General features: G+C 72.3%; 15 protein-coding genes. 8 read left to right on the top strand and 7 right to left on the bottom strand.

Features of this window, described 5'->3' with window-relative positions:
• Positions 1 to 9: 9 nt before the first annotated feature.
• The gene (locus N5I75_RS34045) at positions 10 to 1,440 is read right to left on the bottom strand and encodes an FAD-binding oxidoreductase (RefSeq protein WP_476684003.1); all 1,431 of its coding nucleotides are present in this window, start codon (positions 1,438 to 1,440) and stop codon (positions 10 to 12) included.
• A 97-nt stretch (positions 1,441 to 1,537) separates the two neighbouring features.
• Here N5I75_RS34045 and N5I75_RS34040 point away from each other — a divergent pair, with 97 nt between their 5' ends.
• Positions 1,538 to 2,386 carry a SigB/SigF/SigG family RNA polymerase sigma factor gene (locus N5I75_RS34040; RefSeq protein ID WP_476684870.1) on the top strand — a complete coding sequence of 283 codons (849 nt, stop codon included), beginning with the start codon at positions 1,538 to 1,540 and terminating at the stop codon, positions 2,384 to 2,386.
• A gap of 27 nt (positions 2,387 to 2,413) precedes the next feature.
• Here the strand turns inward: N5I75_RS34040 and N5I75_RS34035 are convergent, their stop codons facing one another.
• Entirely contained in the window at positions 2,414 to 2,863 is a 450-nt protein-coding gene (locus N5I75_RS34035) for an ATP-binding protein (RefSeq protein ID WP_476684002.1), read from the bottom strand.
• A gap of 183 nt (positions 2,864 to 3,046) precedes the next feature.
• On the bottom strand, positions 3,047 to 3,217 hold the full coding sequence (locus tag N5I75_RS34030) for a hypothetical protein (protein WP_476684001.1): 171 nt from the start codon (positions 3,215 to 3,217) through the stop codon (positions 3,047 to 3,049).
• Between the two features lie 151 nt (positions 3,218 to 3,368).
• On the opposite strand from N5I75_RS34030, the gene N5I75_RS34025 reads away from it, so the two are divergent.
• A complete protein-coding gene (locus tag N5I75_RS34025) occupies positions 3,369 to 4,742 on the top strand; it encodes a cryptochrome/photolyase family protein (RefSeq protein ID WP_476684000.1) in 1,374 nt (457 codons plus the stop codon).
• On the opposite strand, the gene N5I75_RS34020 is transcribed toward N5I75_RS34025, so the two are convergent.
• Positions 4,717 to 5,754, bottom strand: a complete 1,038-nt coding sequence (locus tag N5I75_RS34020) for a MerR family transcriptional regulator (RefSeq protein WP_476683999.1) — start codon at positions 5,752 to 5,754, stop codon at positions 4,717 to 4,719. The genes N5I75_RS34025 and N5I75_RS34020 overlap by 26 nt on opposite strands.
• A gap of 276 nt (positions 5,755 to 6,030) precedes the next feature.
• Here N5I75_RS34020 and N5I75_RS34015 point away from each other — a divergent pair, with 276 nt between their 5' ends.
• The gene (locus tag N5I75_RS34015; protein ID WP_476683998.1) at positions 6,031 to 7,263 is read left to right on the top strand and encodes a GNAT family N-acetyltransferase; all 1,233 of its coding nucleotides are present in this window, start codon (positions 6,031 to 6,033) and stop codon (positions 7,261 to 7,263) included.
• A 21-nt stretch (positions 7,264 to 7,284) separates the two neighbouring features.
• On the opposite strand, the gene N5I75_RS34010 is transcribed toward N5I75_RS34015, so the two are convergent.
• A complete protein-coding gene (locus tag N5I75_RS34010) occupies positions 7,285 to 7,698 on the bottom strand; it encodes a hypothetical protein (RefSeq protein ID WP_476683997.1) in 414 nt (137 codons plus the stop codon).
• A gap of 193 nt (positions 7,699 to 7,891) precedes the next feature.
• On the opposite strand from N5I75_RS34010, the gene N5I75_RS34005 reads away from it, so the two are divergent.
• The 4 genes from N5I75_RS34005 to N5I75_RS33990 all read left to right on the top strand — a co-directional run bounded on the left by N5I75_RS34005 (position 7,892) and on the right by N5I75_RS33990 (position 12,081).
• Positions 7,892 to 8,392, top strand: coding sequence for a mycothiol transferase (locus tag N5I75_RS34005; protein ID WP_476683996.1), 501 nt, complete (start codon positions 7,892 to 7,894; stop codon positions 8,390 to 8,392).
• A 190-nt stretch (positions 8,393 to 8,582) separates the two neighbouring features.
• A complete protein-coding gene (locus tag N5I75_RS34000) occupies positions 8,583 to 10,292 on the top strand; it encodes a chitinase (RefSeq protein ID WP_476683995.1) in 1,710 nt (569 codons plus the stop codon).
• A gap of 164 nt (positions 10,293 to 10,456) precedes the next feature.
• The gene (locus N5I75_RS33995) at positions 10,457 to 11,104 is read left to right on the top strand and encodes an HD domain-containing protein (protein WP_476683994.1); all 648 of its coding nucleotides are present in this window, start codon (positions 10,457 to 10,459) and stop codon (positions 11,102 to 11,104) included.
• Positions 11,101 to 12,081 (top strand): GlxA family transcriptional regulator, encoded by a 981-nt coding sequence (locus N5I75_RS33990; RefSeq protein WP_476683993.1) that lies wholly within the window; start codon positions 11,101 to 11,103, stop codon positions 12,079 to 12,081. The genes N5I75_RS33995 and N5I75_RS33990 overlap by 4 nt, the downstream gene beginning before the upstream one ends.
• A 12-nt stretch (positions 12,082 to 12,093) precedes the next feature.
• Here N5I75_RS33990 and N5I75_RS33985 read toward each other — a convergent pair whose 3' ends face one another.
• Complete coding sequence (locus N5I75_RS33985; protein WP_476683992.1) at positions 12,094 to 12,534, bottom strand: OsmC family protein; 441 nt, start codon at positions 12,532 to 12,534, stop codon at positions 12,094 to 12,096.
• A 19-nt stretch (positions 12,535 to 12,553) separates the two neighbouring features.
• On the bottom strand, positions 12,554 to 13,429 hold the full coding sequence (locus tag N5I75_RS33980; protein WP_476683991.1) for a GntR family transcriptional regulator: 876 nt from the start codon (positions 13,427 to 13,429) through the stop codon (positions 12,554 to 12,556).
• Between the two features lie 195 nt (positions 13,430 to 13,624).
• Here N5I75_RS33980 and N5I75_RS33975 point away from each other — a divergent pair, with 195 nt between their 5' ends.
• Positions 13,625 to 14,893, top strand: coding sequence for an extracellular solute-binding protein (locus N5I75_RS33975; protein WP_476683990.1), 1,269 nt, complete (start codon positions 13,625 to 13,627; stop codon positions 14,891 to 14,893).
• Positions 14,894 to 14,943 lie beyond the last annotated feature (50 nt).

Raw genomic sequence — 14,943 nt, 5'->3', positions numbered from 1 at the left:
CCGGGTCGGTCAGTCCTCGCCGACTACCTTGCCCGGGTTGAACAGGTCCAGCGGGTCGAGCGTCCGCTTCACGGCGCGCTGCATCGCGCAGACCTCGGGGCCCAGCTCGGCGCGCATGCCGCCGCGCTTGAGCAGGCCCACGCCGTGCTCGCCGGTGACGGTGCCGCCGACGGCGATCGCCGCCCGGAGCAGCTCCTCGAACGCGGCCTGCGCGGCGACCCGGGCCGCCTCGTCGCCGGGCTCGGTGATCAGCAGGGGGTGCAGGTTGCCGTCCCCCGCGTGCGCGATGGTGGCGATGCGCACCCCGTGCCGGCGGCCGATCTCCTCGATGGTGGCGAGCATCCCGGGCACCGCCGAGCGGGGCACGCAGAGGTCCTCGGTGAGGACGGGGCCGAGCCGTTCGAGCGCGGGATAGGCGAGCCGTCGTACGTCGAACAGGGCTTCCGCCTCGACGGCGTCGGTGGACTGCTCGGCCCAGAGCGCGCCGGCCTCCTGGAAGGCGTCGGCGACGGCGGCGGCCTCCGCGGCGCCCGCGTCGCCCGCCGCGTCGATCCGGGCGAGCAGCATGGCCTCGGCGCCCGGCTCGATGCCCAGGTGCTTCCACTCCTCGACGGCCTCCATGCAGGCGCGGTCGAGGAGTTCGAGGGCGGCGGGGGCGAGGCCGCGCTTGGTGACGAGGGCGACCGCGGCACCGGCGGCGACCAGGCTGTCGAACGCGCCGACGACGGTGCGCGGTTCGGCGGCGGGCGCGGGCCGCAGGCGCAGGGTGATCTCGGTGATGACGCCGAAGGTGCCCTCGGAGCCGACGAACAGGCTTGTCAGGTCGTAGCCGCTGACGCCCTTGGTGGTGCGCCGGCCGAGCCGGACGCGGCTGCCGTACTCGCCCGCCGGGCCGCCCATGACGACTTCGAGGCCGAGGACGTAGTCGCGGGTGACGCCGTACTTGAGACAGCACAGGCCGCCCGCGTTGGTCGAGACGTTGCCGCCGATCGTCGACCAGGGGGCGCTGGCCGGGTCCGGCGGGTACCACAGGCCGTGCTCGGCGACGGCGGCCTTCAGGTCGTTGTTGACCACGCCGGGCTGGACGACGGCGAGCAGGTTCTCGGTGTCGATCTCCAGGACGCGGTTCATCTTCGAGACGTCGAGGACGACGCAGCCGTCGACCGCGTTGGCGCCGCCCGACAGTCCGGTGCCCGCGCCGCGTGTGACGACGGGTATCCGCCGCTCGGCGCAGGCCCGCACCACTGCCTGGACCTCCTCGGTGGAGGTGGCGCGGACCGCCGCGAGCGGGCGGCCCACCGGCGCCCACTCGGCGTCGTCGCGGCCGAGCGTCGCGAGGACGTCCGCGTCGGTGACCAGGGTGGAGCCGGGCAGCGCGTCCACGAGTTCGCGCACCGTGCCTGCTGTTCCTGCCGTGTTGATGTCGTACCTCCAGAACATGTCCGCATGACCGGCGGATCGCCGGGTAACCCCCGGACACCATGATGGGACAGCGCTTCGCGCCGCCGAACGGCCGGGAGGGACGATGGGCTCCACCATGAGGGGGACGCACGCGACGCACGCCTCGGACGAGGGGACGGCGCTCCCCCGCGTCCCCGACCCCACGCGCGTGACACCGCAGGACGCACGGGAGCTCTCCCGCCTCTTCTTCCGCCGCCTCGCGGAGCTGGAGGAGGGCACGCGGGAGTACCAGTACACCCGCAATACGCTGATCGAGATGAACATGTCGCTCGTCCGCTTCGCGGCGGGGCGCTACCGGCACCGCGGCGACGACATGGAGGACGTCGTCCAGGTCGGCATGATCGGTCTGATCAAGGCCATCGACCGGTTCGAGATCTCCCGCGAGGTCGAGTTCACCTCGTTCGTGCTGCCGTACATCAGCGGCGAGATCAAGCGCTTCTTCCGCGACACGACGTGGGCCGTGCACGTGCCGCGGCGCCTGCAGGAGCTGCGCCTGGAGCTGGCGAAGGCCCGCGAGGAGCTCCGCACCCGCCTGGACCGCGAGCCCACCACCGCCGAGCTGGCCGTGCTCATGAACCTGCCGGAGACCGACGTCCGCGAGGCCCGGCTGGCCTCGAACGGCTATACGTCGGCGTCCCTCGACGCGGCGCTCGGCTCCCTCGACGACGAGGACAACGAGTCGGTCCTCGCCGACTTCATCGGCGCGGAGGACCCGGCCATGGAGCTGGTGGAGGACTTCCACACGCTCGCCCCGCTCCTCGCCCGGCTGTCCGAGCGCGACCGCAGGCTGCTGCGTCTGCGGTTCGTGGAGGAGCTGACCCAGGCGGAGATCGGCGCACGCCTCGGCTGCTCCCAGATGCACGTCTCACGGCTGATCACGCGGATCGTGACCCGGCTGAGGTCCGGGATGCTCGCTCAGACCTGAGGCGCCGGAGCGGACAAGCCGACCACGCTACTCCGGGAGCGTCAGTACGGCCTTCACTCGCTTGCCGACCGGCACCCGCTCGACGGTGACGTCGGCGAGCATGCTCACGATCTCCAGACCGTGGCCGCCGATGCGCCCCGGGTCCCGTGGGTAGCGCCGCGGGACGGTGCCGCTGCTGTCGTACACCGCGACGGTGATCTGCCGCGCGGTCCCCTCCAGCTCCAGCACGTACGGACCGTGGGCGTGCCGGTCCGCGTTGGTGACCAGTTCGCTGACGACGAGGAGGACGTCGCCCGCGATCCTGCGGTCGACGTCGACACACCACTCCTGGGTCAGCTGCGCCAGAAACGTCTCGGCAAAACTCCGGGCTTGCGCTATGCAGCCCGCCTCCCCGGAGTAGTGGCTCATCCGCCGCAGCGGTTCGACAGGCGTGTCGAAGCCAATAGGGATCACTGCCCCGTCCAAATACTCGGTCATCCGCGTCTCTCTCGACCGGGCCTGAGGTGGTCAGGCCCCCGCAGCCATGCTGATACCCCGAGTGGGGCAGTGCAGTCCTACGGCTTCCGATGTGACTGACAGCACTGCGCCCCGCCCTTCAGGACGGGGCACAGTCAGGGCTCGCCGGCGCCTCGCGCTGCCCTGGCGCGGCCGGCGGCCGGGTCAGCCGGGGACCTCGTTGTCGCCGGTGACCACCAGGAACGCGTCCGAATCCAGGTCCATCACCACCGTCGCGGACCGTCCCTGAGCACGCAGCTGCGCGGCGTACTCCTCCGCCGGCCAGGAACCGCGGGGCGCCCCCGCGGGAAATCGCCGCAACACCGTTGTCCGCATAGCGCCGACACCTCCACGCCCGTCTCCACCGTACGGACGGTTCTCACTCGGTGACCGTCCGTCCTCCCTGCACTCCGCTTGCCCGCTTTTGCGGCGCACATGCAGTACCTCTAGGACGTCGCAATGTCACCGCTCAGCCGGGAGCCGCTCCGTGCGTGTCCATGTCGTCCTCTTCACCGCCGACCTGCGGGTCCACGACCATCCACCGCTCCTTGCCGCACTGAGCGCCGCCGACGCGGTGGTGCCGCTGTTCGTCCGGGACACCGGGATCGCCGCGACCGGGTACGTGGCGCCGAACCGCGAGGCGTTCCTCGCCGACTGCCTGCGCGACCTCGACGCGGCCCTGTGCAAGCGCGGCGGGCGGCTCGTGCTGCGCTCCGGCGCCGTGGCGGAGGAGGTCGCGAAGGTCGTCACAGAATGCGGCGCGAGCGCCGTGCACCTGGCGGGCGACGTCAGCGGCTACGCCCACCGCCGCGAGGACCGGCTCCGCGCGGCGCTCGACGGCACCGGATGCGAACTGGTCGTCCACGACGCGGTGGTGACGTGCGTGACGCCGGGCGCGCTCACCCCGGCGGGCAAGGACCACTTCGCCGTCTTCACGCCCTACCACCGCAAGTGGGCCGAGCAGCACACCCGTGAGGTCGGCCGGGCGCCGCGCAAGGTCACCGTGCCGGACGACATCGGCTCGGAGCAGCTGCCCGAACGCGGCGCCGTCGAGGGCGTGTCACCGGCGCTCGCCGAGGGCGGCGAACGGGCGGGCCGGGCGCGCCTGGCCGCCTGGCTGCGCTCGGGCATCGGCCAGTACGAGGACCAGCACGACGACATGGCGGGCGACGCCACCTCACGGCTCTCCCCCGACCTGCACTTCGGCACGATCAGCCCGACGGAGGCGGTGCAGCGGGCCAGGAAGGCGAGCGGTCCGGGCGCCGAGGCGTTCGTACGGCAGCTCGCCTGGCGGGACTTCCACCGCCAGGTCCTCGCCGCCCGGCCCGCGGCCGCGCACGACGACTACCGCACCCACCACGACCGCTGGCGCTCGGAGCGTTCCGCGCGCAAGGAGATCCGGGCGTGGCAGGAGGGGCGCACGGGCTATCCGGTGGTCGACGCGGGGATGCGGCAGCTGCGCCACGAGGGGTGGATGCACAACCGCGCCCGCCTGCTCACCGCGAGTTTCCTCGCCAAGACGCTGTACGTCGACTGGCGGATCGGCGCCCGCCACTTCCTCCACCTGCTCGTGGACGGGGACATCGCCAACAACCAGATGAACTGGCAGTGGATGGCGGGCACGGGCACGGACAGCAGGCCCAACCGGGTGCTCAACCCGGTGACGCAGGGCAAGCGGTACGACCCGTCCGGGGCGTACGTGCGCCGGTGGGTGCCGGAGCTCGCCGGGCTCTCCGGCTCCGCCGTGCACGAGCCGTGGAAGCTGCCGGCGAAGGAGCGGGCCGCGTACGACTATCCGGAGCCGCTGCTCGAACTCCCCGACGGTCTCGCCCGGTTCAAACGCGCCCGGAGCCTGAGCTGAGCTGAGCCGCGCCGGGCCCGGGCGCGCCGAACCGGGGCGCGCCCAGCTCCGGGTAGAGCCGCTCGATGGCGGCCAGCGCCTCGGGCAGCGTCGAGGGGCGCAGCGCGCCGCGCACCGTGCGCCCCGCCCAGCCGGGCCCGCCGAGCACGACGGCGGGCCCGCCGCGGGCGCCGCGCACGCCCCACCGGCTCTCGGCGAGCTGGCGGGCCAGCGGCAGGTTGGCGGTGGAGCGGGCCTGCGCCCAGAGCACGACGGCGCGCGGGCCCGTGCGGCGCACGGCGGCGGTGACCGCCTCGACGGGCACGGCCGCCCCGAACATCCGCTGCGGAAGGCCGACCTCGTCGAGGGCCGCGCTGAGCGCCTCGAGCGGCAGCGAGTGCTGCTCGGCGGGGACGCAGGCGAGGACGACGGGCGGCACGGCCAGGGTGACGGGCGCGACGGGGCCGCGGTGCAGCATGCCCGAGACGTGCCAGGACAGGAAGTGCTCGACCTCCACGTAACGGTCGCCCGCCTCCTCCCACTTGCGGCCGATCGCGTGCAGGACCGGCACCATCACGTCCTGCCAGGCGTGGACCATGCCGTGCCGCTCCACGGCCTCGGTGAGCAGGGACCGCACGCCGGGCGCGTCGAGCCGGGTGGCCGCGCGGGACAGGCCGCGGTGCTGGCGTTCGAGCGTGGCCTGCGAGGGGCGCTCCGGCGTGCGGCGCTGGGCCGGGAGCGCAACCGGGAGGACGCCGGTGCCGCGCCGGGCGGCGGCCTGCCGCGCGGCCTCGGCGGGCGGCAGGCCCGTCGCGGTGAGGCGGCACATCTCCTCGACGACCGCCACGTCCTCCACCGACCAGCGCCGGTGGTGGCCGTCGGCGCGCTGGGCGGGCCCGAGCCCGTAGCGCCGGTCCCAGGTGCGCAGGGTCGTCGGCGCGACCCCCAGGCGCCGGGCGAGGGCACCGGTGGTGACCCCCGGTACTGTCGGCACCGCGCCGTTCGTGCCCTGCTCGTCCCGCTCCACGTCCATCGGCCCACGATACGACGCACAAACGATGCGAGTTTCGGTTCGACCGCGAGTATGCCGAAGATGACCGCTCCGCGGACGGGGACGGCGCCGATCCGCCCGGTTGCCTCTGGTTCGCCGCTGGTTCCGTCCGAACGCGTCATCTCCTGTACGTCCTCGACGGTGTCGGCGCCGCCGAGGATCGTCCCGTGGACGGCGCCCCGCCCGGCGCCGTCCACGGCGACATCCCGGAAGCGCGCGCCGCGCCCCGCGGTCAGGGTCCGGTTAGGGTTTGTGATCATGAGTGCCCGATCCGTCCAGATCCGTGAGCTGCCCGAGTCCGACATCGAACGCGCCCTCGCGCTCGCCTATCTGGTCTTCCACGAGTCACCGCCGGACGAGCGGCGCAAGCACCACCGCGAGTCCCTGGCCGGTCTCCTGCGCATCGGCGCCTACGACGGTTCGGAGCTGGTCGGCTTCGCGGCCGCGCACCGCTTCTCCGTCTCCGTGCCCGGCGGCGGCGAACTCTCCTGCCCCGGCCTGACGTTCGTGTCGGTCGCGCCCACCCACCGGCGCCGCGGTGTGCTCTCCGGGATGGTGGACGAGCTGTTCGCCCGCTGCGCGCGCGAGGGCGCCCCGCTCGTCGCCCTGTGGGCGTCGGAGGCGTCCATCTACGGCCGGTTCGGCTTCGGCCCGGGCACGTACGGCGCGAGCGTCCGGATCGACTCGCGGCGCCCCCTGGCGCTGCGGATCGCGCCCGACCCCCGCCCGCTGCGCCTGGTCGACCCGGCGGAGGCACCCGCGCTGCTCGGCCCGTACTACGAGCGGACGCGCACGCGGCGGGCGGGCCGTCCGGCCCGTACGGAGGCGTGGTGGCGCGAGGAGTGGCTCGTCGAGAAGGACGAGGACGACGACGAGCTGTCGCCGCCGCGCGTCGTCGCGCTCGGCGACCCGGTCGCCGGGTACGCGGTCTACCGCACCAAGTCCGGGGACGAGGAGGCCCGTACACCGGGTCTGGTCCGGGTGGACGACCTGGAGGCCGACACCCCGGAGGCGGCCGCCACGCTGTGGAGCTATCTGACCGCCATCGATCTGACCGGCACCGTACGGTCCTGGGGCCGGCCCGTCGACGACCCGCTGCCGCTGTTCGCGGCCGATCCGGACCAGGTGCGGGTCACGGAGATGTTCCCCGCGCTGTGGGTGCGCCTGGTCGACGTACGGGCCGCCCTCGAGGCCCGGACCTGGGCCGCACCCGTCGACCTCGTCCTCGCGGTCCGCGACGAGCGGGTGGCGGCGAACGCGGGCAGGTTCCGGCTCATCGCGTCGCCGGACGGTTTCTCGTACGCGCCGACCGGGGACGACCCGGATCTCGTCGTCGAGGCGCGGGACCTCGCGACGGTCTACATGGGCGCCACGTCCGTCCAGGCCCTGGTGCGGGCGGGTCTGGTCGGCGAGTACAAGCAGGACGCGGCGGCGATGCTCGACGCCGCGCTGCGGACCGAGCTGCTGCCGCACACGGTCGACGGGTTCTGAGCGCCTCTCGCGGGCGGTCCCTCACACCGAGGCGTGGGCGTGGCTGTGCGCGGTCGTACGGGCCATGCGCAGCGCGTCCACGGACTCGGCGAGCAGCTCGTACTCGGTGGTCTCGTCGCGGGTGGCCACGCGCACGAGCCGGCCGCCCGCCAGCTCCTCGGCGACGCGTTGCTGCTGGACGGTGTCCGCGCACCAGGCGCGCAGCAGGGCGGGCACGTCCGTGGTGTCGTCGGTGAGCGGCATCAGGGCGCCCTCGGGCACGTGCGACAGGCCGGGGTGCGGATCGAGGCGTTCGGCGATCCAGGTGGCGCGGTCGCGCAGCCACCACAGAGCGAGCGGCAGCGTGGGCGCGCGATAAGTGCCGAGGGGAACTCCGACGCGTCGTCCGCCGCAGATTCCGTATGCGGTGACGTGGCACAGGAATTCGTCGTGCACGATCTCCCCCATTGCCCGGAGCCGCGAAAGGACGCCGGGCGGAAATTGATCAGCTTTCGAACAAAATTCAACCGTCTCTCCTGTGAAGTATCGGCACTTCGAACGCACTGTCACCACGCTTTTCACGCCAGTCTCGCCCCGCATTCCGGCGCGCCGTTGGCCGAAACAGGCGGGGTGGACGAAACTGCACTCCATGCGCTCACATGACGTACTCATCGAAGGTTATGGCCGGATCAGGGAAGTCGTGCACGCCGTCGTCGAGGGGCTTTCCCCCGACGATCTCCACAAAAGGCCCGGTGACGGCGCGAATTCCATCGCCTGGCTGATCTGGCACCTCACGCGCGTGCAGGACGACCACGTCGCCGACGCGTCGGGCGGCGAGCAGGTCTGGGGGCCCGAGGGGTGGGCCGACCGCTTCGCCCTGCCGCTGCCCGTGGCCGACACCGGTTACGGCCACACGCCGGAACAGGTCGGCCAGGTGCGGGTGGACTCCGGCGAGCTGCTGCTCGGCTACTACGACGCGGTGCACGAGCGGACGCTCGGCTTCCTCGGCGGCCTGAAGGACGACGATCTCGGCCGCATCGTCGACGAGAACTGGGACCCGCCGGTCTCGCTCGGCGCGCGGCTCGTCAGCGTGCTTTCGGACGACCTCCAGCACGCGGGCCAGGCCGCCTACGTACGCGGGCTGCTCTGACGGCCGCCCCTCACCTGCACGCGAACGGCGCCGGACGCCTCGTCCGGCGCCGTTCGCGCGTCCGGGGCACGGGGCGAGGGGCAAGGCGTGCCAAAGGTCTTGACAACTCGATTGGTCTGGACCAGCTTTGGCGCACAGCGGTGGCCACCGTTCACTTCCCCTTCCCCACCTCTTCCCCCGGAGGCACCCCGTGGACCGTGCACGTCATGGCAGACCCGGCGTTCGTCGCCTGCTCGGCGGCGCGCTCGCCGTCACCTCGGCCGCGGCGCTCGGCATCACCGCCCTCGCCGCTCCCGCGCAGGCCGCGGACGTCAACGTCGCCAAGAACGCCGGCTTCGAGGCGGACCTGGCCAACTGGACCTGCACCGGAGGCAGCGGCGCGGCCGTCTCCTCGCCCGTGCACGGCGGCGCCAAGGCGCTGAGGGCCACCCCGGCGGGCCAGGACAACGCCAAGTGTTCGCAGACCGTCGCGGTCAAGCCCAACTCGACGTACACGCTCAGCAGCTGGGTGCAGGGCGGCTACGCCTACCTCGGCGCGAGCGGCACCGGCACGACGGACGTCTCCACCTGGACGCCGGGCAGCTCCTCCTGGCAGCAGCTCACCACCAGCTTCAAGACCGGCGCGAACACGACGTCGGTGACGGTCTACACGCACGGCTGGTACGGGCAGAGCGCCTACTACGTCGACGACCTGAGCGTCTACGGGCCCGACGGGGGCGGCGGCAGCGACCCGGTCGAGATACCCGGGGTGCCCGCGGGGCTCACCGTCGGCGCGACCACCTCCACGTCCGTCGACCTGTCCTGGACCCCGGCGTCCACGGCGAGCGGCTACAACGTCTACCGCGACGGCACGAAGGTCGCCTCGGTCACCGGCTCCTCCGCCACCGTCACCGGGCTCGCGGCCAGTACCTCGTACAGCTTCCAGGTCAGCGCCGTGAACTCGGCCGGCGAGTCGGCCAAGTCGGCCGCCGTGACCGCGAAGACGGCCGCGACCGGCGGCAACCCGGGCGGCGGCTCCGTGCCCAAGCACGCGCTGACCGGCTACTGGCAGAACTTCGACAACGGGGCGACCGTCCAGAAGCTGCGGGACGTGCAGTCGCAGTACGACATCATCGCGGTCTCCTTCGCCGACGCCACGACCACGCCGGGGCAGATCACCTTCAACCTCGACCCGGCCGTCGGATACGCCTCCGCCGCCGACTTCAAGGCGGACATCTCGGCCAAGCACGCGGCCGGCAAGTCCGTGATCATCTCGGTCGGCGGTGAGAAGGGCAGCATCTCCGTCAACAGCGACGCCTCCGCGACCGCCTTCGCGAACAGCGCGTACGCGCTGATGCAGGAGTACGGCTTCGACGGCGTCGACATCGACCTGGAGAACGGCCTCAACTCGACCTACATGACGAAGGCGCTGCGCCAGCTCTCCGCGAAGGCGGGCTCGAAGCTGGTGCTCACGATGGCGCCGCAGACGATCGACATGCAGTCCACGTCGGGCGAGTACTTCAAGACCGCGCTGAACGTGAAGGACATCCTCACGGTCGTCAACATGCAGTACTACAACAGCGGTTCGATGCTCGGCTGCGACGGCAAGGTCTACAGCCAGGGCTCGGTGGACTTCCTCACCGCGCTCGCCTGCATCCAGCTGGAGGGCGGTCTCGACCCGTCGCAGGTCGGCCTCGGCGTCCCGGCGTCGACGCGCGGCGCGGGCAGCGGCTACGTCTCCCCGACCATCGTCAACAACGCGCTCGACTGCCTGACGCGCGGCACCGGCTGCGGCTCCTTCAAGCCCGCGAAGACCTACCCGGGGCTGCGGGGCGCGATGACCTGGTCGACGAACTGGGACGCGACGGCCGGCAACGCCTGGTCGAACGCGGTCGGGCCGAAGGTGCACAGCCTGCCGTAGCGGGCGCCCTGCCCCGATGTCCGTATCTGTGGGACACCTGGCCCCACGGACATGGCGTCCGTCTCGGCGGAGGCGGAAGCTGAGGAGTGCCGCCGGATCATCCGGCGGCACTTCTCGGCTGTCGGGCGACATGGCGAAAGGGCCAGGTGAACACGGTGAGCACGGTGAGCGGGAACACGGAGACGGTCGCGGGCGTACGGGTGCCGGACACGAGGCTGGCGCGCGAGGCGGACGAGCTGGTGCGCGACACGACCAGCGAGCTGATCTACCACCACTCGCGGCGCGTCTTCCTCTTCGGGGCGCTGCGGGGCCGCAACCGCGACCTGTCCTTCGACCCCGAACTCCTCTACGTCGGCGCCCTCTTCCACGATCTGGGGCTGTCCGAGCGGTTCCACGCCAGCGGGCGGCGCTTCGAGGTGGACAGCGCCGACGAGGCACGCCGCTTCCTCGCCGCGCGGGGTGTCCCCGAGGACAGCGTGCGCCGGGTCTGGACGGCGATCGCGCTGCACACGACGCCGGGCGTGCCCGAGTTCATGGAGCCCGAGGTGGCGCTGGTGACGGCGGGCGTCGAGTACGACGTGCTCGGCATCGGCTACGACGACCTGTCGGCGTCCGACCGGGCGGAGATCGTGGCGCTGCACCCGCGCCCCGACTTCAAGCGGCGCATTCTCCAGGCGTTCACCGACGGGGTGGCGCCGAAGCCCGGGACGACGTTCGGGAACGTGAAGGCGGACGTCCTCGCGCACTACGTGCCGGGGTTCGAGCGCGGCGACTTCGTCCGGACGATCCTGGACTCGCAGTGGGAGCAGTGAGCGCGACCGCCTCCCAAGTGGTGGCGATCGTCGCCTTCGACGCGGTGCAGCTGCTCGACGTGACCGGCCCCGCCGAGGTCTTCACCACCGCCAATCTGTACGGCGCCGCCTACGACGTACGGATCGTGTCGCCGGACGGCGCGGAGGTGCGGACCTCGTCGGGGGTGCGGGTCGGCGTGGACGGCGGCCTCGACGGGCTGCCGCGCCGGGTCGGCACGGTGGTGGTGCCGGGCCGCTCCGACTGGCGGCGGGCCGTGCACGACACGGACCTGATCGCGTTCACGTCCCGCGTCGCCGACCGGGCCCGGCGGACGGCGTCGGTCTGCGCGGGCGCGTTCCTGCTGGCCGAGGCCGGGGTCCTCGACGGCCGCCGCGCGGCCACGCACTGGCGGCTCGCGCCGGAGCTGGCGGCGGCGTATCCGGCGGTCACGGTCGAGGACGACCCGGTGTTCGTCCGGGACGGCGCCGTGATCACGTCGGCCGGGGTGACGGCGGGCATCGACCTGGCGCTCGCCCTGGTCGAGGAGGACCACGGCGCGGACGTCGCCCGGGACGTGGCGCGCGAACTGGTCGTCTTCATGGCCCGCCCCGGCGGCCAGTCCCAGTTCAGCGCGCGCCTCGGCCCGGTCTCCGCCCGGCATCCGGCGGTCCGTACGGCGATGGACGCGGTCGGCGCGGACCCGGCCGCCGCGTCCGGTCTCGACGCCGTGGCCCGCGCCGCCGGCGTCAGCGTCCGCCACCTGACCCGCCTGTTCCGCGCGGAGACGGGGATGACGCCGGGCCAGTACGTCGAATCAGTACGCCTGGAAGCGGCCCGGGCCCTGCTGGAAGGCGACACGGCCCCGGTCGAGTCGGTGGCGAGAGCAGCGGGCTTCGGCTCGGCGGAAACGATGCGCAGGGCATTCCAGCAGACACTGGGGGTACCCCCGACGGAGTACCGGGCGCGCTTCCGCACGACGAGGGAGGGGTCGGGCTGAACAGCCCGCCTATCACCCGCCCATGAAAAGCACCGTCCCGTCCGGCCCCCACGCCTCCACCCGCGCCCCGTGCTCCACCGTGCGGCTGACCGTGCAGTACTTGTCGTGGGTGAGGCGGATGCCCTTCTCCAGGAGTTCGGCGGTGCGGGTGTCGCCTTCGGGGAGGTCGATCTCGTAGGAGACGCGGACCGTGCCGACGCGGCCGTCGTCCTCGGGGCGGGAGACCGACTCGACGACGATGCGCAGGTCGTCGTGGTCGGCGGTGCGGGCGGTGCGGTCGACGACGAGGCCGCCGCAGCCGCCGAGCGCGGCGAGGAGGAGTTCGACGGGGGTGAAGGAGGGTTGCGCGCCCTCGGCGTCGGCGGGGGCGATGCGGACCTCGGCGCCGCGTGCGTTGCGCGCGGTCCAGTCGCGCTCGCCGTTGCGGACGGTTTCGATGCGGTAGTCGGCCATGGCGGAACCGTAACGACCTTCAGGGCGCCTGCTGCACATCGCCGCGCGTCGACGAGGCGACCGTGTCGCCGTGCGCGAAGTCGCCGGGCGGGATGCCCGGGTGGTGCCCGGCGGACGGCCCGGCGGCGCTCGTCCCGGCGCTGGTCGCGGCCGGGCCGAGCGTGAGCCGGGAGACGATGCGGTAGCGGTCGCCGCGGTAGAGCGAGTGGACGTACTCGACGGGCTGCCCCGACGTGTCGGAGGTCAGCCGCTCGAAGAGCAGCGCCGGGGACAGCTCGGGCACGTCGAGGAGGTCCGCCTCGGCCCGGGTCACGACCGTCGGCTCGATGGCCTGGACGGCTTCGCGGACGTGAACGTCGTGATGTTCGCGCAGATGGGCGTAGAGGTCACCGCTCTCCAGTTCCTGGGCGCTCAGCCCCGGGACCAGATCGGCGCGGATGTGCAGGTGCTCGATGGCCATCGGCGCCCCGTCGACGAGCCGCAGCCGGGCCACGTACACGATCTTCGCCGCCGGGGAGAGCCGCAGCTTGCGGCCGACGCGGGCGCCCGCCTGGATGGTGGTGAACTCCAGGAGCCGACTCGACCAGGCACCGGCCGCCTGCGGCACGGACAGTGCCTGTTCCCGCGCGACCAGCTCCTGCGTGATCTTCTCCGGGGCGACGAACATCCCCCGGCCGTGTTCGCGGACGAGAAGGCCGGACGCGACCAGTTCGTCGACGGCGGCGCGCAGCGTGGGCCGGGAGACCCCGAAGCGGGCACAGAGCGTCCGCTCGGAGGGGATCGCGTCACCGGGGCGCTGCGACTCGATGAGCTCCAGGATGTGGTCGCGCACCCGTTCCCTCTTGAGCACCGCCCCCGGCGCGGCGGGGTTCTCGATGGTCCCGTCGGCGTTCACTGCCGCCCCCTCGTCCCGTACAACCAGTTACCTGACCAGTTGACCACGGGGCAGCCTTGATCGACAACAACTTCCCAACTGGTCCGCATTTCCCAGGGGGTTGACGCGCCCAGTGGTCTATGCCAGCTTTCTCCACCACCAGAGGTCACCTGACCAGTTGGTCAACTGGTCAGGTCCGGCTCCCAGAGGTGAACCGTGAAGCTCCGAATGCTCGCCGGTCTGTCCGCGCTCGTCGCGGTCGCCGGGCTCAGCGCCTGTAGTTCGTCCTCCGACGACGGGAAAGCCGGGGACGGCGGGCGGACCGGCATCGACGTGTGGCTGATGCGCGACAGCGTCTCGGCCGACTTCCAGAAGGAGTTCGAGAAGGGCTTCGAGGCCGCCCACCCGGACATCGACGTGCGCATCCAGATCCAGGAGTGGGACGGCATCGGCGAGAAGGTCACGGCCGCCCTCGCCAGCAACGACGCCCCGGACGTGATCGAGACCGGCAACACGCAGGTCGCCCAGTTCGCCCAGAGCGGCGGCCTGCTCGACCTCTCCGACAAGGTCGGCGAACTCGGCGGCGAGGACTGGTTGAAGGGCCTCGCCGAGCCGGGCGCGTACGAGGGCAAGCAGTACGGCATCCCGTACTACGCCGCCAACCGCGTCGTCATCTACCGGACCGACCTGTTCAAGAAGGCCGGCGTCGACGCCGCGAAGATCAAGACCCGTGAGCAGTGGATCGCCGCGACGAAGAAGCTGAACAAGGGCGCGCAGCAAGGGATCTATCTGCCCGGCCAGAACTGGTACACGTACTCCGGCTTCGTCTGGGACGAGGGCGGCGACCTCGCCACCGAGTCCGGGGACACGTGGAAGGGCACCCTCGACACACCGGAGGCGCTGCGCGGCATGGCCTTCTACAAGCGGCTGCAAGCGCTCGGCAAGGGCCCGAAGGACTCCGACGAGGCGCAGCCGCCGCAGGCCGAGGTCATGGCGAAGGGGCAGGTCGCGCAGGTCATCAGCTCGCCGGGCGGCGCCAACGTCGTCATCCAGAGCAATGCCGCGCTCAAGGGCAAGCTCGGCTTCTTCCCGATCCCGGGCAAGACGGCGGACAAGCCCGGCGCGGTCTTCACCGGCGGCTCCGACCTCGTCATCCCGACGGTGTCGCAGCACCACGACGCCGCCTACACCTTCGTCAAGGAGCTGACCGGCGACGCCTGGCAGAAGAAGCTCGCCGTCGCGATGAGCTACGTACCGAACAAGACGACGCTCGCGAGCGCGGTCGCCACCGATCCGGGCGCCTCCGCGATGGCGGTCGGCGCGGCCGAGGGGCACGCGACGCCGAACACCCCCGGCTGGGCCGCCGTCGAGGCGAAGAACCCGATCAAGGACTACATGACGGCGGTCCTCGCGGGCGGGAATCCGGCCGACGAGGCGAAGAAGGCGTCCGAGGCGATCACGTCGGCGATGAACTCCGGCTCCTGAACCGCCACTTCGACAGAACGAACCCTCGGTAAGAACACGAAAGGAGTGTG

It is taken from the genome of Streptomyces sp. R818, assembly GCF_056172735.1.
This window is presented reverse-complemented; position numbering and strand designations above follow the sequence as displayed.